General features: G+C 41.4%; 20 protein-coding genes. 18 read left to right on the forward strand and 2 right to left on the reverse strand.

The window, feature by feature from the left end; genetic code table 11:
- Window positions 1-142 precede the first annotated feature (142 nt).
- The 3 genes from FH971_RS00245 to FH971_RS00255 all read left to right on the forward strand — a co-directional run bounded on the left by FH971_RS00245 (window position 143) and on the right by FH971_RS00255 (window position 3,911).
- A complete protein-coding gene (locus FH971_RS00245) occupies window positions 143-742 on the forward strand; it encodes a YhgN family NAAT transporter (RefSeq protein WP_137224026.1) in 600 nt (199 codons plus the stop codon).
- Between the two features lie 245 nt (window positions 743-987).
- Complete coding sequence (locus tag FH971_RS00250; RefSeq protein ID WP_137224024.1) at window positions 988-1,302, forward strand: hypothetical protein; 315 nt, start codon at window positions 988-990, stop codon at window positions 1,300-1,302.
- 2 nt (window positions 1,303-1,304) lie between these two features.
- Entirely contained in the window at window positions 1,305-3,911 is a 2,607-nt protein-coding gene (locus tag FH971_RS00255; protein ID WP_140232896.1) for an immune inhibitor A domain-containing protein, read from the forward strand.
- 100 nt (window positions 3,912-4,011) lie between these two features.
- On the opposite strand, the gene FH971_RS00260 is transcribed toward FH971_RS00255, so the two are convergent.
- Complete coding sequence (locus tag FH971_RS00260) at window positions 4,012-4,587, reverse strand: chorismate--pyruvate lyase family protein (RefSeq protein ID WP_137224020.1); 576 nt, start codon at window positions 4,585-4,587, stop codon at window positions 4,012-4,014.
- Window positions 4,588-4,714: 127 nt separating this feature from the next.
- Between FH971_RS00260 and FH971_RS00265 the strand changes: the two genes are divergently transcribed.
- Together FH971_RS00265 and rlmF are read left to right on the forward strand one after the other, a co-directional pair.
- Window positions 4,715-5,161, forward strand: coding sequence for a flagellar basal body-associated protein FliL (locus FH971_RS00265; protein ID WP_140232898.1), 447 nt, complete (start codon window positions 4,715-4,717; stop codon window positions 5,159-5,161).
- Window positions 5,161-6,216 carry a 23S rRNA (adenine(1618)-N(6))-methyltransferase RlmF gene (rlmF, locus tag FH971_RS00270; protein ID WP_140232900.1) on the forward strand — a complete coding sequence of 352 codons (1,056 nt, stop codon included), beginning with the start codon at window positions 5,161-5,163 and terminating at the stop codon, window positions 6,214-6,216. The genes FH971_RS00265 and rlmF overlap by 1 nt, the downstream gene beginning before the upstream one ends.
- Here rlmF and FH971_RS00275 read toward each other — a convergent pair.
- Window positions 6,213-7,067: a formate dehydrogenase accessory sulfurtransferase FdhD gene (locus FH971_RS00275; RefSeq protein ID WP_137224014.1), complete on the reverse strand. Its 855-nt coding sequence runs from the start codon at window positions 7,065-7,067 to the stop codon at window positions 6,213-6,215. The genes rlmF and FH971_RS00275 overlap by 4 nt on opposite strands.
- A gap of 331 nt (window positions 7,068-7,398) precedes the next feature.
- Between FH971_RS00275 and FH971_RS00280 the strand changes: the two genes are divergently transcribed.
- From FH971_RS00280 to FH971_RS00340, 13 genes are all read left to right on the forward strand, one after another.
- On the forward strand, window positions 7,399-7,866 hold the full coding sequence (locus FH971_RS00280; RefSeq protein ID WP_137224012.1) for a DUF3305 domain-containing protein: 468 nt from the start codon (window positions 7,399-7,401) through the stop codon (window positions 7,864-7,866).
- Window positions 7,863-8,522: a DUF3306 domain-containing protein gene (locus FH971_RS00285; RefSeq protein WP_140232902.1), complete on the forward strand. Its 660-nt coding sequence runs from the start codon at window positions 7,863-7,865 to the stop codon at window positions 8,520-8,522. Before FH971_RS00280 ends, FH971_RS00285 begins: the two co-directional genes overlap by 4 nt.
- Before the next feature lie 151 nt (window positions 8,523-8,673).
- Window positions 8,674-10,353 carry a 4Fe-4S binding protein gene (locus tag FH971_RS00290; protein ID WP_140232903.1) on the forward strand — a complete coding sequence of 560 codons (1,680 nt, stop codon included), beginning with the start codon at window positions 8,674-8,676 and terminating at the stop codon, window positions 10,351-10,353.
- A 10-nt stretch (window positions 10,354-10,363) separates the two neighbouring features.
- Window positions 10,364-11,029: a TorD/DmsD family molecular chaperone gene (locus tag FH971_RS00295; protein ID WP_137224006.1), complete on the forward strand. Its 666-nt coding sequence runs from the start codon at window positions 10,364-10,366 to the stop codon at window positions 11,027-11,029.
- A gap of 49 nt (window positions 11,030-11,078) precedes the next feature.
- Window positions 11,079-11,276, forward strand: a complete 198-nt coding sequence (locus tag FH971_RS00300; protein ID WP_137224004.1) for a formate dehydrogenase — start codon at window positions 11,079-11,081, stop codon at window positions 11,274-11,276.
- 16 nt (window positions 11,277-11,292) lie between these two features.
- Window positions 11,293-14,142: a formate dehydrogenase subunit alpha gene (locus FH971_RS00305; protein ID WP_137227375.1), complete on the forward strand. Its 2,850-nt coding sequence runs from the start codon at window positions 11,293-11,295 to the stop codon at window positions 14,140-14,142.
- A gap of 27 nt (window positions 14,143-14,169) precedes the next feature.
- Complete coding sequence (gene fdh3B / locus FH971_RS00310) at window positions 14,170-14,766, forward strand: formate dehydrogenase FDH3 subunit beta (protein ID WP_137224002.1); 597 nt, start codon at window positions 14,170-14,172, stop codon at window positions 14,764-14,766.
- A gap of 47 nt (window positions 14,767-14,813) precedes the next feature.
- Window positions 14,814-15,830, forward strand: coding sequence for a formate dehydrogenase subunit gamma (locus tag FH971_RS00315; protein WP_137224000.1), 1,017 nt, complete (start codon window positions 14,814-14,816; stop codon window positions 15,828-15,830).
- 600 nt (window positions 15,831-16,430) lie between these two features.
- On the forward strand, window positions 16,431-16,637 hold the full coding sequence (locus FH971_RS00320; protein ID WP_137223998.1) for a hypothetical protein: 207 nt from the start codon (window positions 16,431-16,433) through the stop codon (window positions 16,635-16,637).
- Between the two features lie 246 nt (window positions 16,638-16,883).
- Window positions 16,884-17,576 carry a polymorphic toxin-type HINT domain-containing protein gene (locus tag FH971_RS00325; protein WP_140232905.1) on the forward strand — a complete coding sequence of 231 codons (693 nt, stop codon included), beginning with the start codon at window positions 16,884-16,886 and terminating at the stop codon, window positions 17,574-17,576.
- Between the two features lie 355 nt (window positions 17,577-17,931).
- Window positions 17,932-18,729, forward strand: a complete 798-nt coding sequence (locus FH971_RS00330; protein ID WP_140232907.1) for an EcsC family protein — start codon at window positions 17,932-17,934, stop codon at window positions 18,727-18,729.
- 324 nt (window positions 18,730-19,053) lie between these two features.
- Window positions 19,054-19,977: a formate/nitrite transporter family protein gene (locus tag FH971_RS00335; protein ID WP_140232909.1), complete on the forward strand. Its 924-nt coding sequence runs from the start codon at window positions 19,054-19,056 to the stop codon at window positions 19,975-19,977.
- A gap of 107 nt (window positions 19,978-20,084) precedes the next feature.
- Window positions 20,085-21,038: an alpha/beta fold hydrolase gene (locus tag FH971_RS00340; protein WP_240778416.1), complete on the forward strand. Its 954-nt coding sequence runs from the start codon at window positions 20,085-20,087 to the stop codon at window positions 21,036-21,038.
- The last annotated feature ends 658 nt before the right edge of the window (window positions 21,039-21,696 follow it).

Below are 21,696 nucleotides of genomic sequence, written 5' to 3' on the forward strand. Positions count from 1 at the left end.
GATCCTTAATGAAGCGAACTTGTTCATAATTATTTAGTATTGTGCTTCTATAGCTATGAATAAGTTAGCCTTCATATCGCTTATTTTGTTACCTTTGGTATACAATGTAACTCATATTTTGTTAATTAAAAGATTGTTGTTCATGGATATTTTTTCTGTAGCCGTCATGTTGTTCTTGATTATGGACCCATTGGGTAATCTCCCTATATTTGCTTCCATTTTACGCCATATCGATCCCAAAAAGCGTCGCCAAGTATTAATCCGTGAACTCCTATTTGCATTGGTTATTATGTTGTCCTTCTTATTTGCCGGCGAAGCAATTCTTAATTTCCTAAACTTACGCTCTGAGTCGGTCAGTATTGCGGGTGGCATTATTCTGTTCTTAATTGCGATTAAGATGATTTTTCCTTCACCAGGTGGTGTCGCGGGATTAGCTGCGGGTGAAGAGCCTTTTATTGTCCCAATGGCAATCCCATTGATGGCGGGTCCGTCTATTTTAGCTGCGTTGATATTATTGGCGCATACCGATAGTGATCGTATGGGGGATTGGACTATCGCATTAGTCTCTGCTTGGGCTATGAGTGCTGTTATTTTAATGTTCTATAAGTTGTTTACTCGGATACTCGGTGAAAAAGGCTTAATAGCGGTAGAGCGGTTAATGGGCATGGTATTGGTGATGATAGCGGTGCAAATGTTACTTGATGGCATTTCAAATTATCTTAAAACAGCTGCTGCGATCTAAACCAATTCTATTAGACAAGGATTATACGAAGTGACTTCAACCTTGAATATTAACTGATTGAACATGTGATTTGTCCTAATGTAGGTTAAAAACCGGTTCAGCAGAGTCGGTTTTTCAAGCTAGCTAAGGAAACGTTTAATTAAATGTTAATTGAGCAGATTTATTTACATTAAATAATGTCTAATTTAATTGTAGCCTAGTGGTTACAGCTGTTAATGTTGTGTAGTTATTTATTGGGATGAATTATGAAAAATCTTATCGTCATGTTGGGACTTGCTTTTATGAGCTTACAAGGTTGCCAAAATCAGTCCGCGGCATCGAAGGTCGACGAGCAAACAGACACCGAAGTGGTAACAAAGCCGTTACTTAAAGATTGTGGTCCTAGTGGGATGCCGCCTTTACGAGATCGGACTAAATTAACTGAAAATTTGCGGGCGCAAGGGCTAATCACCGCGGATATGGATCAAGCACAAATTGATAAAATTGTTGCTGATTACATCGCTAAACGCCAAAAAGCATTTGAAAAATGCCATAAGCCAACACCCAATATAGGTAAGTAGTAATGAGTAAATCGACTAAATTTCAAGGTTTTGCCGCATCAGCTTTGTTGCTTACCTCTTGTAGTATGGCTGCATTTGCAGCTCCGCAAACGGGCACTCCTGCTGATGGCGCGCTGATCAATCAAGAACAAGTGCTATATTGGTTGATCAAACGTGGTGAAGTTGCTGCAGACGCCACAGATGTGGTTAAACAAGCCGCTGTAGATGCCTTTATCCATCGAGGTAATCATGCAAGCTATAAACCCGCAACGATCGAAGTCAAAGCGGAACAAATGCGCATTAAACAAGTTGAGCAAAAAAGCACTGCAAGTGCTCAATATGTTTCTGCAAATAATAACGTTCTAGCCGATCAAGATATCACTAAAACGGTCAAGGTTTTGGCTGTACTAGTGGACTTTCCTGATTTACCTCATGATGCCAACCAGCTAGAGGTGCGTGATACTGAAATGTATTACAGCAGCTATCCAGCGTCGCATTATCAGCAGATGCTATTTTCAGAAACTGGGTATACAGGCCCAAGCAATCAAACCTTACAATCAGCTTATCAATATTACCAAGCTGTATCGGGTAGTAGTTTCTTTTTCACTGGTGATGTACAAGATTGGGTTACTGCAGACAAAAATGCAGATTATTATGGTGCTAATGATGCTGACGACAATGACCAAGCAGTACCTGAACTAGTTAAAGAAGCGGTTACCAAAGCGGTTGCAAGTATGACAGACGCTGAGCTAGAAAGCTTTGATGTTGAAGACCCGTACGATTTAGACAATGATGGTAATTACGATGAGGCAGACGGCATTATTGACCATGTTATGTTGTTTCATTCTAGTATAGGGGAAGAAGTTGGTGGCGGAGTATTAGGTACGGACGCCATTTGGTCGCATCGTTACTATGTAGATTCAACTACCAATGGCTATGAAATTCCTGGCCGCGGTATTAAAATATTTGGTTATACCGTTCAACCTATCGATTCTGCGGTTGGCGTATGTACTCACGAGTTCGGTCATGATTTGGGTCTACCAGATGAATATGACACCACTTACAGTGGTGATGGTTCACCTGTAGGCTCTTGGTCTTTGATGTCAGGCGGTAGCTGGAGTGGCAGTCCGGCAGGCTCCCAGCCAAGTGGCTTTAGCCCTTATGCAAAATCTTTTTTACAACAAAAGTACAAAGGTAAGTGGGTCAATGAGCAAAATGTTTCATTGGCTGATTTAACCAGTAACGGTACGGCTGTAGCGCTTAATCATGCCATTAACGCTAATGCCGTTAATCAGTTATCAATAGCGCTTCCCGCCGCGGATATTACATTTACAGCACCATTAACGGGTCAATATCAGTATTACTCAGGTCAAGGCGATTTGATCAATAATGCCATGTCATTTGATGTGACATTGCCATTAGATACGCCGTTAGCATTATCTTTCCAAGCTCACTGGGATATTGAAGACGATTATGACTATATCCAAGTCATGGTGGACAGTGTGGCGATACCTGGCGATCACACCATTACAACCAACTCTATTTATCCAACCGTTAAAAACTTTATTAGCGGTAAGTCGAGTGATATTCGTACCTCATATGGTGATGATGATTGGGTTGGGATGAGCTTCGATTTGAGTAGTTATGCGGGACGTGATGTGCAGATCAGTGTGGTATACAAAACTGATGAAGCCGTTGGTGATTACGGCATGGCGATCGATAATATTCAATTAACCAACCAAGACACTGCATTTTATAGCGATGGAGCCGAAACTGACGGAATGGCTACCTTGGCTGGTTTTAGCCGCATTCAAGATAGCTTTCCTGGTAAAGCAAGACGCTATATTGTGCAATTACGCAGTCATCAAGGTGTAGATGCGGGGCTGGTTTCTGATAATTACGAACCTGGAGTATTACTGTGGTTAGAAAACCTTAATTATACCGATAACAATGTGTCAGAACATGAAGGTGAAGGTTTGATTGGTGTAATTGATGCTGACCAAAATTTGATTGGTACTCAGTCAACCGATATTCAAATTCGCGATGCTGCATTTAGTTTATACCCTCAAAGTGCTTATTACGGTGACAGTTATTTGGGGGCGGAGTCTCTATTTGATGATAGTACTGACTACAGTGCGCCATTAAAACCACAGGCAGGTATGATATTGCCTGAACTAGGTTTTACCATGCAGGTGACGGAGCAAGCCAGCAACAGTAGTACCGCGACGGTTGAATTTGCCTTGGCTGACAGTAGCATATTACCAACCGTGACTCTTGATGCTGACATTACGGCTCAAGTTACTGGTGCTGATGTGAACTTTAGTGTGGTTGTCAGTGGCGGCAGTAATTACACTTATGCATGGTCGTTTGGGGAAGCTAATGCAATCAGTACAGATGCTGCACCAAGCTATACATATTCCGCATCAGGTGACTATAACGTCAGTGTATTAGTCACCGATGGTGCGGGTAATACGGTGACAGCGACAGAAAGCGTAAGTGTAGTTATTGCGACAACACCAACGTCTACTGAAACCTCTACTGAAACTAATGACGATAGTAGCGGAGGAAGTATAGGCTGGTTAAGTGTGCTGATGCTTGGTTTACTCGGCTATTACCGCAAACGGATTTAATACCACGGATGTAATAACAAAACGCCCATTAAAGGGCGTTTTTTTTGTTTTAGGTAAACAAGATTTTATTAACGAGATTGGATTAACTTAATACATTAGATTAGGCACTTTTATTAATATACTCGACAGCTGCAGGTAGAAATATTTCACTAACAATAAGCTGTGAGTTGTATACATTGAAGTAGCGTCTCCGGCCCCATAAGCTATGATTCACTTGCTGATTTAAGCTGTTGGCTAATGCCGCCAAACGGCCACAGGTTTCAAATTGGGCTACTTCAATGTTACCAGGAGTTATATCTGGGCTGCTAAATAACAATTCACCCAAAGGTCGAGTGCCAAGGCCGGTAAAATCGTTATGCTGGGATTGAACGCCTAAAATTGTTTGTGGGATGAGTGTACGGGCAAATACCCACGGAATACCGTCAAGGCACAATAATACTTCGCGGATCCAAACAGGATCAGTCTGGGTAGGAAATTCATCAGCTAGAGGCGCAAGTAAATGCTCACCTAACACTTTTACTTCAAAGTGTTTACAGTGTGTCTTGAGGCGCTGGGTTAAACTTCCTGTGGCTAATAACCATTCTTTTAGCGGACTATGGGGCAAAGAATCGATTTTTTGTGGCGAAAACCAATGAATTGATTCACCATAAGGAAAGCTAATACTGGTCACGTTCATCTAAAACTCGTTACAATATATCTCAACGGCAATAGTCTATCATGGCAAAGATGATCAAACACTCCTAAGGGGGTGAACTACATGGCTTATTTAATTAACGTTCCACATTAACGGAGTTTATCTCACTATGAAAAAATTGGTTTCAACGTTAGTTATGTTGTGCTGTTTCGCATTTAGTGTTTATGCAGCAGATGAGAAAGTTGAAGAGAAGCAAGTTGCAGATGAAAAAGTTGCAGAAAAACAAGTGACCGAGGATTACGCATACTATGGGTTTGAGCCAGACATTGTCACTAATTATATTTCAAACCGCAAAAAGTTAGGTTTTGTTAAGATCAGTATTGAATTGATGGTAAAAAATCCCGATGATTTGGTTATCTTAGAACACCATGATCCTTTATTACGTTCGGCGATAGTTGAAATATTAGGCAATCAATCTGAAGATAAAGTGAAATCGTTATCTGGGCGAGAAGAAATTCGCCGTGAATGTTATAAAACGCTCAATCTTCTTATGGAAAAAGAAGTAGGGCGTTCGGTTGTGGTTAACTTATTATTTACTAAGTATTTATACGATTAATGACCCGTTCAACCACCAAGCCTAGGCGAGCAAAGCATAACGTCACTAAGCGCTTGCCAAATAAATCGGCAGCCGTAAAACCTGTACTATCAAAAGCATTACATCCACGTAATGCTCATCAACAAGGTTATGACTTTGCTGCCCTCATCAGCACAATGCCTGTACTCGCGACTTTTGTACGGCCAAACCCTTATGGTAATCCATCGATTGATTTTGCTGATCCTAAAGCAGTAAAAAGCCTCAATGCGGCATTATTGTTGAGTGAGTATCATATTCGTGATTGGGATATTCCTGAAGGGTATCTATGCCCACCAGTGCCAGGGCGAGTAGACTATATACATTACATTGCTGATTTGTTGGCTGTAAAAGGTAAAGTGATTAAAGGGGCAAGTATTCGTGGATTAGATATTGGTACCGGTGCCAATGGTATTTATCCGTTGTTGGGTATCCAAACCTACGGTTGGCAGTTTGTTGCGTCAGATATTGACCCTATATCGATAGATAATGTAGCCAAAATTGCGCAGAACAATCCTAATATTGCGACTAAATTGCAGCTAAGACTACAGCATCAACCAGAACATATTTTTAAGGGAATCATTGCGCCAGATGAACGATTTGATGTCACTTTGTGTAATCCACCATTTCATCGCTCACTCGCTGAAGCATCTATGGGCTCATTGCGAAAAACCAATAACTTAGCTAAAAGTCAGCAACAAAAACATGGTCAGCAATCGAAAAAGTTGATAGCGGGTAAAACTCAACCGACACTTAATTTTGGTGGTCAAAAAGCGGAGTTATGGTGTGAAGGTGGCGAGCAACAATTTTTGGCTAACATGATCACGCAAAGCCATGAGTATGCAAACCAAGTGTTATGGTTCACCTCATTAATATCAAAGTCAGAAAACCTCAAACCTTGTTATCAATTACTTAAACAGGTGAACGCAGTTGAGGTGAAAACCATTGAGATGACTCAAGGAAATAAAGTGACCCGCATTTTAGCTTGGAGTTTTTTAACCCCAACATTGCGTCAAAAATGGGCCACATTGCGGAGTTAATCTTTTTTTACATCAAAAGTGACGGTTTCACTACCGTGGTATATCAAAAAATGTCGACCTTTAGCACGAGCGATTATCGTTATTCCCATTTTCTGAGCTAAGTCCAAACCCATTTGGGTTACACCACTGCGCGACAGTAGTACGGGTATTCCCATCTTGGCGACTTTAATGACCATTTCTGATGTAAGTCTACCCGTGGTGTAGAAAATCTTATCATGTCCCGATTGTTGATCTAACCACATATCACCTGCTAAGGTATCTACTGCATTGTGACGGCCTACATCTTCAACAAAAGCTAAGATGTTTTCGTCTTGGCATATGCCGCAACCATGGACAGCTCCTGCATTTTTGTAGGTTTCGTTGTAATCGCTTATGTTACTGAGCAAGGCATAGATGGTTGATTGCTTAAGTGATGGTGTTGGTAAATCAATATCATCTAACCCAAGTAAAAAACCTCCGTAAACCGTACCCTGACCACAACCGGATGTGACAGTTTTTTCAGATAGTTGTTGTTCAATATCCTCTGATACCTCTTTGGTAATTACCGCAGCGGAGCTGACATCCCAATCTACAATAACGGACTCTAATAGGCTTAAATCACTAATAAACCCTTGGTTTTTTAAATAACCAAGAGTCAGAGACTCTGGTTTTGCACCTAATGTCATTAACGTCACGATAGGGCGCCAATTTAAATACAAGGTTAAGGGACGTTCACAAGCAACGAATTTATCAACTACCTGACCTTGCTCGTTTATGGCTTTGACAGGAATGGTAAGTGGTACCTGAGTATTGGTTTTAACAAACTTTATCGCGTTGTGCTGCTTGGCGGTTGCAGAAACAGATTGAGTCATAAACAGCTTAGCCTCTAATAGGTATTTATTGATGGTAATAATAGGTGTGTTGAGTTACTTGATCACTTAAATAGCATAGCAATTATTATTCCCAAAATTGTAAACTACTTACCTAAGCGTGATCTGACGCAAGTCTTGTTAAACTCAGCGTTTTTGACGTGTATATATGTCCCACCTAGTATTGCACTATGGACATATTGTCCTATTCTTAATAGGTGTTTCGGGATCTAGTTCAAAGTTAGTTTTACTTTTTAGTTGGCATCAATTTTGCTGCTATTAACCATTAGAGTGTATTCCAATACACATATTCATGTCAGAGGTAAGCATCACCATGCAACATACCGACACACTTTGGCCAATGTATGTTTCACTAAAAAAAGTGCAAACCCAAGTAGGACGCTGGACTTCAGTCCGTTGGGAGCTTGACCAAATGATTCCAGCAACACAAGAGCAGCCAGAAAATTCGGTTTTAGTTCCATTGGAATTATACAAAGATCAACGTGGTAGCTATCGTATTAACCTGGATATGGATAATTCAACGCTTTTTATCGTGTGTGACGAACTGATTGATGGAACATGGGTTCCGGCAATGGTTTCTGCCGACCAACACGTTAGCGCGGGTTGTCTTGAGTCAGATACTCCAGTACTCAATATTCCAATGCCTAGCGCTATAGCTTGTTGGATCGAAGCCTTCATCACCCGCCATGGCGAGGTTGAGATTAGCGCCCATCGACGTAAACATGTTAACCGTCGTAAAAATGAAGGCCCGAGCGCAAACCGCACAGGGAAAATACAATGAATGATAAATCTGAGGGCCTTCTTAATCGTTGGGAACTTAGGCGTCAACGGGTTGCTGAAGAGGCTGAGCAAGAAGCATTGCTACAGCAAGCACAAGCACACGCTGATGAAATTAGCACTCCCACAACAGAGTCGACTCAAGACGTTAGTACAATAGACTTAAAGTCTGATGAAGCTTTAGAGTCTGAACCATTACCCGATCCAAGTACCATAGAAGTCGGCGGCAGCTTTGCTCGTTTTATGGCTAAAAGTGTTGATCCAACGACTAAAGCTGCTGCACTAAGAGCGTTATGGAAGCAGCCGCAATATGGTCACATTGATGGGCTAATCGAATATGCGCTGGATTATACCAATCAGCCGTTATTATCAGCGGATGTTTCAGCCGAACTAGCCAGTAAAGTATTTCGCTATGTTGTTGAAAAAGAACTGCCTGAGCCAGAATTAGAAGCTGACTTAGCGCCAACAGATTTAAGTTCAACGGAGTTAGCACAAGCTGAGATCGATGAGCAAACCGATTTAGAAGTAGATGAAGAGCTAAACGTGTTAGCTGATGAAAATGAACAACAGATTGTGGCGATATCGCCTGAAGAACAACCGCTTAGTCAGAATGATGACCTGATAAAGCAAGCTGCCGTCAGTGATGAGGCGAAAGCGTAATAACGACAGTCACTCATGATGTGACCTAGATAAAATCGTTATTTAAAGATTATAGAAAGAGTTATTGTCAATTAATGACGAGCAATAAGCGTGAACAGTGAACTGAGCTATCACTGTTAATGAGGTATAAAAACCGAGAATTGGGAACGCAATGAGTATCAGAAAAAACCAGCCACAGCTGAAACAAGCACGACAACAGGTGATGGCAAGTACGCAGATTTTGCAAAATTTAATACCACCCACTGTCAGCTATACGACCAAGGGACATGTGCTCATTATTGGGCCTGAAGATCTTGCGCGATTAGCGGCAGACAAATTGTCCACTATGGCAAGCCGAGTCATTTTAGCTAATGAAGCGATCACTAGCCAAGATGAAGCCCACCTTGAAGCTGTGATGAATGCGGCCACTGATGTTGAAAGTTACTACAACAAGTTGGCTAGCGTAAAAGGGTTTCTAGGACAATTTCAAGTCAAAATTGAAGGTGAAAATGGCATAGCAGACTTAAGTGTTGTTGCCATTCGTCAAGCGCATTTTGATATTGTGCTCGATTTAAGCCATAGCCCATGTATCAACCTCGAAATGCTGCCTCCAGGATATTTTTATGTTGGCCAAGACACAGCGTTACTCGCTGACGCCATTGCCAATATTCCTGATTTAATTGGTGAGTTTGATAAGCCGCGCTATGTAAGGGTGAACAGTGATATTTGTGCCCATGACAAACATGGTCTAAGCGGTTGTAACCGTTGTTTAAATTTTTGCCCTGCGGATGCCATTAGCAGCGTAGCGTATAAAATTGAAATCGATCCTTATCTTTGCCATGGTGCAGGTAGTTGTACAAATGCGTGCCCAACAGGGGCGCTAAGCTACGATTTACCTACCCCAGCATCACTGCATACCTATCTCGAAAAGTTAGTCAGTCGTTATCGCCAAGAAGCGCAAACCGCTCCAGTTATTTTATTTCATGATAACGAAGCGGGTGCCGAATTGGTTACTGAGCAGTTAAGCGGTGACGTGTTACCTGTTGCAATGGAAGAAATCACCGTAGCAAGTATTGATCATTGGTTGGCTGCACTGGCTTATGGTGCGCGTGAAATTTTAATCTTACAAACGCCTCAAACTGCACCTACATTGCTGCAAATGCTAAAAGGTGAGTCAACATTGGCGAATCGTATTCTTGACCAAATGGGCCAACCACAACGGATACGTCTTATTACCCCGTCAGAGCTAAACCAATTAGATAATAATTTAGCCGTTAGCATAGCTTGGCCAGTAATAATGCCAATGACCTTAAATGCTATCGAACCTAATACCAATGTAAAACGCAGTATTGTATTCCAAGCTATCGATCATCTTAATAGCCAGGCTGCAGCAGTCGATGATGTGTTAACAATGGCTAATATTCCATACGGTATGGTAAGCATAAACAGCGACAAGTGCACATTATGTATGTCATGTGTTGCCACTTGTCCAACCCAAGCGTTAATGGATGGCGGTGATACTCCGGCACTTAAGTTTGTTGAGCAAGATTGTGTTCAATGTGGCTTATGTGAATCTGCCTGTCCTGAAAAAGTGATTAGTTTAGTACCACAAATCAACTTTAATCAATCAGCAAGACAACAAGTCCAAATGTTAAAGGAAGAGCCTCCATTTGAATGTATTCGATGTGGTAGTGAGTTTGCGACCCAATCAATGATACATAAAATAATTGAGATGGTGGGAACACATAGCGCGTTTAGCGCCAATATTGAGCGTTTACAAATGTGTGGCGATTGCCGTGTAAAAGACATGTTTGAAGACATCCTTGACGATCCAGAAAAGCAATTGCAATAAGAGATCTGCTATGACAGAAACAGTAAGACAAATAAGTGAGAATGATCAGTTAAGAGCCGATATCTATCAATTATTAGCTGCATTACTCCGCCGTCAACCTAGTACTGAATTATTAGCTTTTTTAGCTAATTTAGAGGTAGAAGCCCAGGATGGCAATACCATGAGCCATGCATGGATTGCGTTAAAAGAGACCGCCGCAAACAGTGATACTGATACTTTAGAAGATGAATATTTTGATATATTTTTAGGTGTTGGCAGTGGTCAAATTATGCCTTATGGCAGTTGGTTTATGACCGGTTCTTTAATGGATAAGCCTTTAGCTGCCTTGCGTAGTGACCTAATGCAACTGGGTTTTGAACGTGAAGATAACGTTAAAGAACCAGAGGATCATGTCGCTGCCTTATGCGAAGTAATGGGTTGCTTGATTTTAGAGGCGCCAGGTTATCGTCAATTGGCATTTTATCAACGCCATATGGCAAGTTGGATTATACGTTTTTGTGACAATTTAGCTAAAACGCCAAGTGCCCGTTTTTACCTAAGTGTCGCGCAACTAGCTAAAGCATTTTTTATTGCTGAAGCAGATGAATTTGAACAGCTGAGTTTAGATATTCCGGTGAATTGTCCAGGCAGTGCTGACTTAGATCCGGTTGAAGACGAGATTGTACAAATTAACTAAATCGGATGATGGCTTACCAGCCTCATCTTTTTATCAACAAGGAGACAATATGAAGAAGCAAGCTTCCGACATGGGTCGTCGCCAAATGCTAAAAGCATTAGCGCTCGGCAGTGCGGCAGGTGCTGTGGCTAGTGTCAGTGCACCCGCACTTGCCCAAGTCACTAAACCGTCTACAGAAGAGCCTACGGGCAGTAATTATCGCGAAACAGAGCATATTCGTAACTACTATGCTTCGTTAACCAAATAACAGAGGAGAGTGTGTGATGCGATTAACCCGCAAAACAGACACAGCCGTCAAAGCTGAAAAGTCGAGCCTAGGCCTTAACCGACGTCAATTCCTAAAGTCTGCCAGTTTGGCAGCTGGTGGTATTGCCGCGGCTTCAATGCTTGGTGCTGGAATGATGCGTCGTGCTGAAGCCAAAGATGTACCATACGATGCGCCAACTGAAATTAAACGAACTATTTGTTCACATTGTTCAGTGGGTTGTGGTGTATATGCCGAAGTTCAAAATGGAGTATGGACAGGGCAAGAGCCTGCGTTCGATCATCCGTTTAACCAAGGTGGACATTGTGCTAAAGGTGCTGCACTACGTGAACATGGTCACGGTGAAAAACGCTTAAAGTACCCAATGAAACTAGAAGGCGGTAAGTGGAAACGTCTATCTTGGGAACAAGCTATTAATGAAGTGGGCGACAAAATGGAGTCGATTCGTCAAGAATCAGGTCCAGATTCTGTTTACTTTATGGGTAGTGCTAAGTTTTCAAACGAACAAGCTTATATGTATCGCAAATTAGCGGCAATGTGGGGCACGAACAACGTCGACCACTCTGCTCGTATTTGTCACTCTACCACGGTAGCCGGTGTTGCTAACACTTGGGGCTACGGTGCGCAAACGAACTCGTTTAACGATCTTCGTAAAACAAAATGTATATTATTTATTGGTTCTAACCCAAGTGAAGCTCATCCAGTAGCGATGCAGCACATTCTGACGGCGAAAGAACGCGGTGCCAAAATCATCGTAGTCGATCCACGCTTTACTCGTACAGCAGCTAAGTCAGATGAATATGTCCATATTCGTCCAGGTACTGACATCCCATATATTTATGGCTTGTTATGGCACATTTTCGAAAACGGCTGGGAAGATCAAACTTTCATCGACCAACGTGTATACGGCATGGAACGTATCCAAGAAGAAGTGAAAAAATATCCTCCAGAAGAAGTCGAACACATTGTTGGTGTTAAAAAAGAGCAAATGTACCGTGTGGCTAAAATGATGGCCGAAACTAAGCCTGGCACTGTTGTGTGGTGTATGGGTGGTACTCAGCATCATATTGGTAATGCCAACACACGTGCTTACTGTATTTTGCAGCTTGCTCTTGGCAACATGGGTGTCGAAGGTGGCGGAACAAACATTTTCCGTGGTCACGATAACGTACAGGGTGCTACTGACTTTGGTTTGTTATTTGATAACTTACCGGGTTACTACGGTTTAACCTCTGGCGCATGGGACCATTGGGCTAATGTATGGGATCTTGAACCAAAGTGGGTTTCCGAGCGTTTTGACCAAGGTGAATACTTAGGTCAATCACCACAAACATCAGCGGGTATTCCTTGTTCACGCTGGCACGATGGTGTGTTAGAAGACAAAACCAAAATTGCCCAAAAAGACAATATTCGTCTAGGATTCTTCTGGGGTCAGTCTGTTAACACCGAAACTCGTGGTCGTGAAGTGCGTGAAGCACTAAACAAGATGGACACAGTGGTTGTTGTTGATCCATTCCCTACTATGGCTGGTGTAATGCATCAACGCCAAGATGGTGTGTATCTATTACCTGCGGCAACTCAGTTCGAAACTTATGGTTCAGTTTCAGCTTCTAACCGTTCGTTACAGTGGCGTACACAAGTTATCGAACCATTATTTGAGTCATTACCTGATCACATCATCATGTATAAACTGGCCAAAAAATGGGGCGTAGCTGACCAATTCTGTAAGCATATTAAAGTTAATGGTGAAGAGCCATTGATTGAAGATATCACTCGCGAGTTTAACTCAGGTATGTGGACTATTGGTTACACAGGTCAAAGCCCAGAGCGTTTGAAAATGCACCAAGAAAACTGGGGCACATTCGACGTTAACTCACTTGAAGCACCCGGCGGCCCAGCTAAAGGCGAAACCTATGGTTTACCTTGGCCATGTTGGGGCACCCCAGAAATGAAACATCCAGGTACGCAAATTTTGTATCGTACTGGACGTGAAGTTAAAGATGGTGGTGGTAACTTCCGTGCACGCTATGGTGTTGAACATAATGGTACTAACATTCTTGCTGAAGGTTCTTTCTCAAAAGGGTCTGAAATTCAAGATGGTTACCCAGAGTTTACCGCTGACATGCTTAAACAGCTTGGCTGGTGGGACGACCTAACAGCAGAAGAGAAAGTTAAAGCTGAAGGCAAAAACTGGAAAACAGATATTTCTGGCGGTATTCAACGTGTGGCTATCAAGCATGGTTGTATTCCTTACGGTAACGCTAAAGCGCGTTGTGTTGTTTGGAACTTCCCTGATGATATTCCATTACACCGCGAACCGTTATATACCCCTCGTCGTGACTTAGTGGCTAAATACCCAACTTATGAAGACCGTATGGTGGCTCGTCTACCAACACTTTATAAGACTATTCAAGACAAGGACTTTGCTACCGACTACCCATTAGCGGTAACAACCGGACGTTTGGTTGAATACGAAGGTGGTGGTGAAGAAAGCCGTTGTAACCCATGGCTTGCTGAATTACAGCAAGAAATGTTTATCGAGATCAACCCAGCAGATGCTGCAGATCGCGGTTTACGTGATGGTGATGACGTGTTTGTTCACAGTCCAGAAGGTGCCAAAATTACTGTTAAGGCGATGGTAACACCGCGTGTTATTGCGGGTGAATGTTTTATGCCATACCACTTTGCTGGTGTATTTGAAGGCGAGAGTTTAGCCAAAAACTACCCCGAAGGTACAGTGCCTTACGTGATTGGCGAAGCTGCCAATACTGTCATGACTTATGGTTATGACGTCGTAACGCAAATGCAAGAAACCAAAGCCAGCTTATGTCAGATAAGCAAAGCCTAATAACACTTGATGAGGAGATAAGCCATCATGGCAGTCATGAAATTTCTGTGTGACACCAAACGCTGCATCGAGTGTAACGGTTGCGTCACAGCTTGTAAAAACGAAAACGACTCTGCTTTAGAGTGGGGAATTCAACGTCGCCGCGTGGTGACACTTAACGACGGCGTTCCTGGAGAAGCGTCAATCTCAGTCGCATGTATGCATTGTACCGATGCACCATGTATGGCTGTATGCCCGGCCGATTGTTTCTACCGTACAGAAGACGGCATCGTACTCCACAACAAAGATACGTGTATCGGTTGTGGTTACTGTTTCTATGCTTGCCCATTTGGTGCACCGCAGTTCCCTAAAAAGACTGCATTTGGTAGCCGTGGCAAAATGGATAAATGTACGTTCTGTGCTGGTGGCCCAGAAGAAGATCATTCTGAAGCTGAGCGTCTAAAATATGGTTCAAACCGTATTGCAGAAGGCAAGTTACCAATGTGTGCTGAACTTTGTTCAACTAAAGCATTGTTGGCTGGTGATGCAGGCATAGTGTCTGACATTTATCGTCAGCGTATGGCAGCACGTGGTAATCCAAATACTATTTGGGGCTACAATCCTAAAACAGGCGAGTTGATCTAATCAGAGCATAGGCTGCGACGTGTTCGCAGCCGTATTAAGGAGTGACAATGTTAACTTTAACGTTAAACAAATCACTGCGCAGGATATTTGCTCTGTTGGTTCTGTGTATGGGATTGGGGTTGGTTACATCGCCGGTGTATGCCGCTGATGAACAATCAAGCCAGCAACAAGCAACGTCAAAAACCAGTGATGCAGATCTCTGGCGCGCAGTAAAAGCTGGCGAACCTGGTTACAGTACAGACAAAGGCCTTGATGCTGATGTGCTGATTAATGTAGCGGGTAATGAAGGCAAAATATTGCGAAATACTTATCTAAAACCCGCACTTGGCTTAGCTTTTGTCGGTGTTTTTGCCGCCTTTTTAGTGTTTTACTTTGTGAATGGTCCAGCTACATTAAGTAAAGGCTTTTCGGGTAAATTGGTATTTCGTTGGAGCAAAGTTGATCTTTGGATACATTGGATTATGGCCGTATCGTGCCTAATCATGATGCTAACCGGTTTGGTCATTATGCTCGGGCGCCATTTCTTAGCTCCCTATGTCGGTGACGGTATTTGGGCGGGAACAATCGCGTTCTGCAAGTTTGTACATGACTGGTCTAGTCCCATTTTTATGGTGTCTTGGCTAGTCTGTATAATCAAGTGGATGCCATTACAAACCGTTAAGTTGTACGATTTAAAATGGTTTTTAGTGGTCGGTGGCTACATTAACTTTGGTCCGTTTAAAGGCAAACACCCAGACAGTGGTTTTGCTAATGCGGGTGAAAAAATGTGGTTCTGGAGCTTGGCCATTTTCGGTCTTTGCATCAGTGTATCTGGGATAATGTTAGTCTTCCCAATGCTCGATTTAACACGTGAGCTGTCAATGATCGCACTTCTTGTGCATGGTGTAAGCGCAGTGATTATCGTCGCGTTTACCATAGTGCATATATGGATGGCGACAGTACTCAGTGAAGGTGGTATGGAGTGTATGGTTTCTGGCTATTGTGACGAAAACTGGGCTTCGCAGCACCACAACTTGTGGTACGACGAAATCAAGGCCAATGGCACATTAAAATACAAAGAGTAAACCTGTAACGCGGGTGTGAACACACTCGTTATGGCAGAAATAAAACACCTTGTTAGGTCACTGACAAGGTGTTTTTTTATTGGTTTTTAATATACCTATAATTCAATATCGCTGATAAATGTATGTGCAGGGATAATTAATACCAATCCGCATTAGAATTTGCTCTTTTAACGAAAATTATCAGTGAGGTATTCGAGGCAGCCTTTTGAAGACATAGTCGTTCTCGGCAACTGCTCCTGCGTTGCTCTACCTCCTGCATCCATGCAGTCGTACGTTAAGAAAGGCTAACAAAGAAGACCACTCTGATAAATTCGCCCTTCGGGGCTGTGTCACAACCCCCATTACTGCTTCAAATGACTTTGATGTAGAAGACTACACCTACAGTCATTTTCATTGTATTGGGCCTAGTGACGCAGCCTAAAATAGATCATATTCTAATAAGGATTGGTATAAGTCTATCGCTATAACCTTTAAAAGGCGATATGTTGCTGATGATAAAAATAGGTGGATATGTTACTTGCGACTATCGTTTTAGAATGGGCTTTTAATGAGTAAAATGGCTTTAAGATGGCGTTAAAGTGGCACAAAAGGTAGGTAATAATGACAGCTAAAAATAATGATGATATACCCGATGATGATATCATTGAGTACGATATGTCACAGCGAGGCAATCAAGTTGATGATCCACTCGCGACAGTTAAAACTATGCGTTTAGAGCAATTGGCTGTTTGTCGCCTAAAAGCCGAGAAAGAAATGCAAGTTATGGAATGCAATGCGAAAAAGAACAAAGCTGAAGTCGAAGAATAAGGAACGGTAACTCATTTTATACTTTGACTAAAAAGTATTGAGGCGTCACTAAACAATGAACATTAGTCTAAGCTTTATTGTCGGTAATGATGATTAGAATTGGTTTCTTAGGTTTAGTCTGTGGTTTCACTGTCTCTATTGATATGTTGTTCTAGTAAGTTATTGATGTTATTTGTTAGATTTCTCACTGTCTAAGGTGCTTAACGACCACCAATTTAACAACTACTTGGAAGTGTTGCTGACGTTATGCTAGAGATTAAATATTCCATTGGTGAATTAACAACCTTGATGCTTGTGGTGGAAGAACATCAATTTTATCTCATTGCTCAAGAATGGATAAAGGCTGTCGATCTGAAGATTGGTGACAAAATACTGGCCTGTAGTGATGCTATCGCTAAAATAGAAAACATAAACAAAGTTGATCATTCACGCCATAATCACGATTTAAAAATAAGCCACAATCATAATTATTTTGTCACCACTAGCCGTCCTACATTTCATGACATCCTGTGTGACAGAGCCCCAACAGATCAGCTTGAACTCATAGCGTATGAATTGGCAAATAGGCCCTCTAAGTTTCCTGATGGAAAATCAACGGGTTACCATAGTGGACCTTGGGTGGCGGCCAAATATGTACATTCCGATCCCAGTAAACAAGTCATAGGCTGGGGCCGTGCAAATGACAATATGTGTGCTGAAGATGCAGCAGTAACTGATTTAAGGAATAAATTAGCCGATGTTATTGAATTACATCAAGGTAATGTTGTGATTTCACATGCCTATTTGAGGAAGTATACAAAAAAAGGTCGCTTTGTGAATAAGATGAGCCCTTGTATTCACTGTCGTGATAATTATGGCCGCGCGCTAAATGACGCAACAGAAGGTGTGAGTGATTTAACTAAAAATGGTCGTGGGTATTTACCTCCTATCGATAAATAATACCAAGCTATTTTTTATCTATCATTTCGTTACTTGAAATCATTTCTTGTTTAATAGTCAGTTTCCTCAGCCGTTTTACATCAACCACACACCTAATATTTCGAGATCGAAAGTCTATTTATAGATAAAAAAACCTTCACTTTTTGCATATAAATTATCATTAAAAGGCATTGTGATAAATGTTGAAACAAACGATGTTATTTCATTAGGACATTGGACAGCTTAGTAGGAATATACTCGAGTAAACGCTTCCAGTTTATTTGCCACACGTGGCATTTTGTTTAAAATTGATTTTAGTTTTGTCTGCTAGATGTAAAATAACTCAGGTGCGTTGCTTCACCACTAAGGGGTTTAGTTGAATATTTCAGAATCACATAAAAAAGAGCTTTTAGTTGCCAAATCACTATTAGAAAACCCTGGACTCGCGGTAAAAATGACTAATCTTATAGGGACTCCTATTGAAAAAGGCTTAGCGTTACTACCTGATAACTGGAATAAAAATATCGCGAAAGTGACCGAGAAATCGCTAATTAAAGCGTCAGAAGCGGCGATATTTACTATGAAAGATATTCCAGGAGAAGAGTCGTCTAATCTTTGGCACAAATTAGGCGTCGCGGTGAGTGGTGGTGTCGGTGGTTTCTTTGGCTTGGCTGCAATAGCGGTTGAACTTCCTATTTCAACATCAATTATGCTGCGCTCGATCGCTGATATTGCTCGTAGTGAAGGCGAATTGATTACCACACTGGAAACCAAAATGGCTTGTTTAGAGGTGTTTGCTTTAGGAGGCGAAAGTGATTTAGATGATGGTAGTGAATCTGGATATTTTGCAGTAAGAGCAGCATTGGCAAAATCAGTCTCAGAAGCGACTGAATTTATGGTAAAAAAAGGTATGACAGATGAAGCCGCACCTATTTTAGTTAAGTTAATTACTAAAATTGCAGAAAAATTTGGTATTCAAGTGACCCAAAAAGCCGCTGCACAAGCCGTACCGGCTGTCGGTGCCGCGGGTGGTGCAATCATTAATACTTTATTTATTGATCACTTCCAAGACATGGCGAGAGGGCATTTTATGGTACGAAAATTAGAGCGTATTTATGGATATGATACCGTAAGGGACGCTTACAATTCGTTACCTAAAAAAGGTAATAAATAACCTAGGAATGGGATATAAAGTTCTTTGCTCCGTTAATGGTGTCGCACTGATTTACTCTAAACTCGCAATAGCCCGTCAATGTGCCATTTAGCAAATCCAATGACAAGCTTGATATGAATTAGCTTAAAGATTCTGATTTGGATTTTGATTTGCTTATCCCATCTATGACACCTAGGTTAATGTTAAATAACCATGCTGCCATAGTATATTACCGACTATTAATATAGTATTTTCAAGCATCATAGTGGCTTACCGATCCTGTTGAATTGATGATATAAGCCGTCTATTGTTTAAGTCAGGTTAAAGACCGAAAAGGATAATAATATGACACAAAATGGACCTGACCAGGCCGACAAAACCAAGCCGTCCAACAATGGTAATGAACAGTCTAGCAATAAGGTTGAAATGCGTGAGGCGCGGGAGAATGAGCCAACGCCAACAGAGATAGCGCTGACAGGTTCGGAACGTGATGCGGTAATCGAGCACGGTAGTCTGTCATCACTTACTGTTTATTCAATTATTCTGCGTGAAGGCCTGGAAGAATTGGAACGACCGCTGATGTCTTTGTGGTGGTCTGGGATTGCTGCTGGTATCGGTATTTCATCGTCGGTTTTGGCTGAAGGTATCATTCGCAGCAATATAGGCTCCGAACACCCGTATTTGTCGATTATTGAAAGCCTTGGTTACACTTTCGGTTTCGTGCTGGTCATTCTAGCAAGACTGCAACTTTTTACTGAAAATACCATAACCGTCGTGCTGCCACTGTTAGCTAATACCACCCAACGTCGTCTTGTTTGTACCGCCCGCCTGTGGGCCATAGTGCTAGGTGCTAATTTTGTTGGTACATTTCTCACGGCGGCTATTTTCGTTCACGGTGGCATACTGACAGAAGAGATCCTGAGCGCTATTTTGCAGATATCACGGCATGTTGCAGAGTTAACGCCTTCAGAGACATTAATGCGTGGCATACCAGCCGGATTTTTTATTGCTTCTTTGGTGTGGATGTTGCCCTCGGCAAAAGGCTCTGAGGTACTCGTTATCATTATGTTTACATGGCTAATCGCAGCGGGAGAGTTTACCCATGTTATTGCTGGCTCCAATGAGATATTTAGCCTTGTGCTCAATGGGGAAATGAATTTTATCACTGCGCTGTCACACCATATTGGACCAATGTTAATAGGGAATATTATTGGCGGCACAGGATTGTTTGCGATGTTAGCCTACGGTCAAATTAAGCAAGAAATGTAGATTTAATATCAAATTGGCTATCATGGTTCATTTGTGGCTGTTTTTCGATTGATTTAAGAGAGATTAATATGAAGAAATTTTGTGTTGTATTATTTGCCCTATTTGCTGTGGTAACACAGGCATATGCGGCAAATTCTGTTAAGTATAATAAAGAGTTGGATGGGTTTGATTATCCATTTGATGTTAAGACATTTAATTTTAATTCTCAAGATAAAGATTTAAAAATGCGCTACATGGATGTGGGCGATAAACGCGCAGAAAAAGTCATCGTGTTATTACATGGCAAAAATTTTTCAGGCTACTATTGGGACCGCGTGGCAAACGACCTGCTAAAAAGAAACTACCGAGTCATTATTCCAGATCAAATCGGCTTTGGTAAATCTTCAAAACCTGAGGCTTATCAGTATAGTTTCGGCCAATTAGCCTTAAATACCAAGTTATTATTGGACAGTTTAGATATCAAAAAATTTGATCTTGTTGGTCACTCAATGGGTGGCATGTTAGCGACTACATTTACGGCTAACTATACTAATGCCGTGAATAAATTGATTCTGATTAACCCTATTGGTTTAGAAGATTACGGCAAATATGTGCAGTTTAAAGATGTTAACTTTTTTTATAAAAATGAGCTCGCTAAAACACTCGACAAAGCGAGAAACTATCAGAAGAAAAATTATTATGATGGCAAGTGGTCAAGCGAATACGAGAAACTTTTAGTGCCTTTGAAAGGCATGCTTGCTGGTGATGATTGGAAGATCGTAGCTTGGAATAATGCATTAACTTATGGTCCGATTTTCTCAGAAAACATTGTCGATAGGTTTTCACAAATTAACAATGAAACTGTGCTGATTATAGGCACCAGAGATAAAACCGGCCCAGGTAGAGGATGGTTAAAAGAAGGTGTAACCAGACAATTAGGCGAATATCAAAAACTCGGCGTTAATGCTCATAATTTGATTAAAGGCTCAGTGCTTATTGAGTTGCCAGGATTAGGTCACATGCCGCAATTTGAAGACTATGATGCTTTTATAAAAGCATTCCATCAGGCGCTTGATAAATAATAAATACCCAAACAGATTATCTGTAGCTTGTTGGCCAGTGAGTGTTTTATTTTATTCATTGCCTCTTAACCAGATGACAGCGAGAAATATAAATACTTACCGACGCCTTTAACGTTAGAACTGCACTCCAAGGTTATTCCTCGGGGTGTTTTTTATGTCAGGTATAAAATAAACACAACATTAATAAAATCGATAAGTCAGATTCAACGGCCTCTCTACATCTTAAATTAACCAATACCCATTACATTCATTATTTGTTCAGTAAGAGCACATTACGCATGTTGCTTAAGGTGAATTAATATCGAAATGGTGGTTGCCATCTTAATGAATTCAATGCTGCAGTGGAATGCATAAATCGATTCTGTTGCACGTGCCAAAATCAAGTTATTTAGCGCTAAAGCTATCGACTTAGGGTAAGTCTATACACCAAATATAAACCAACTTAAGTGTCATTACTGAACAAAACGTTGTCTTAAAAGCTTGCCTTTGATTAACCCTATTTGATTTCCCGCTGTTTGATGAAGAAATTCGTTAGCTGGATTGGTGATCTTGGTTGGTTTCAAACCATCCCCAGTGTGATCTAACTGACATTTCTAGATTTTTTATTAATTAACTACTGAGTTTCTAATGTAGATCAAATAAACAAATCTCCATTGTT

It is taken from the genome of Shewanella polaris (assembly GCF_006385555.1).
In the GTDB taxonomy this organism is placed as follows: Bacteria; Pseudomonadota; Gammaproteobacteria; order Enterobacterales; family Shewanellaceae; genus Shewanella; species Shewanella polaris.

Excerpts from the sequence above, each read along its gene's own strand:
- FH971_RS00245 (WP_137224026.1), top strand. The coding sequence starts at position 143 with ATGGATATTTTTTCTGTAGCCGTCATGTTGTTCTTGATTATGGACCCA.
- FH971_RS00250 (WP_137224024.1), top strand. The coding sequence starts at position 988 with ATGAAAAATCTTATCGTCATGTTGGGACTTGCTTTTATGAGCTTACAA.
- FH971_RS00255 (WP_140232896.1), top strand. The coding sequence starts at position 1,305 with ATGAGTAAATCGACTAAATTTCAAGGTTTTGCCGCATCAGCTTTGTTG.
- FH971_RS00260 (WP_137224020.1), bottom strand. The coding sequence starts at position 4,587 with ATGAACGTGACCAGTATTAGCTTTCCTTATGGTGAATCAATTCATTGG.
- FH971_RS00265 (WP_140232898.1), top strand. The coding sequence starts at position 4,715 with ATGAAAAAATTGGTTTCAACGTTAGTTATGTTGTGCTGTTTCGCATTT.
- rlmF (WP_140232900.1), top strand. The coding sequence starts at position 5,161 with ATGACCCGTTCAACCACCAAGCCTAGGCGAGCAAAGCATAACGTCACT.
- FH971_RS00275 (WP_137224014.1), bottom strand. The coding sequence starts at position 7,067 with ATGACTCAATCTGTTTCTGCAACCGCCAAGCAGCACAACGCGATAAAG.
- FH971_RS00280 (WP_137224012.1), top strand. The coding sequence starts at position 7,399 with ATGCAACATACCGACACACTTTGGCCAATGTATGTTTCACTAAAAAAA.
- FH971_RS00285 (WP_140232902.1), top strand. The coding sequence starts at position 7,863 with ATGAATGATAAATCTGAGGGCCTTCTTAATCGTTGGGAACTTAGGCGT.
- FH971_RS00290 (WP_140232903.1), top strand. The coding sequence starts at position 8,674 with ATGAGTATCAGAAAAAACCAGCCACAGCTGAAACAAGCACGACAACAG.
- FH971_RS00295 (WP_137224006.1), top strand. The coding sequence starts at position 10,364 with ATGACAGAAACAGTAAGACAAATAAGTGAGAATGATCAGTTAAGAGCC.
- FH971_RS00300 (WP_137224004.1), top strand. The coding sequence starts at position 11,079 with ATGAAGAAGCAAGCTTCCGACATGGGTCGTCGCCAAATGCTAAAAGCA.
- FH971_RS00305 (WP_137227375.1), top strand. The coding sequence starts at position 11,293 with ATGCGATTAACCCGCAAAACAGACACAGCCGTCAAAGCTGAAAAGTCG.
- fdh3B (WP_137224002.1), top strand. The coding sequence starts at position 14,170 with ATGGCAGTCATGAAATTTCTGTGTGACACCAAACGCTGCATCGAGTGT.
- FH971_RS00315 (WP_137224000.1), top strand. The coding sequence starts at position 14,814 with ATGTTAACTTTAACGTTAAACAAATCACTGCGCAGGATATTTGCTCTG.
- FH971_RS00320 (WP_137223998.1), top strand. The coding sequence starts at position 16,431 with ATGACAGCTAAAAATAATGATGATATACCCGATGATGATATCATTGAG.
- FH971_RS00325 (WP_140232905.1), top strand. The coding sequence starts at position 16,884 with ATGCTAGAGATTAAATATTCCATTGGTGAATTAACAACCTTGATGCTT.
- FH971_RS00335 (WP_140232909.1), top strand. The coding sequence starts at position 19,054 with ATGACACAAAATGGACCTGACCAGGCCGACAAAACCAAGCCGTCCAAC.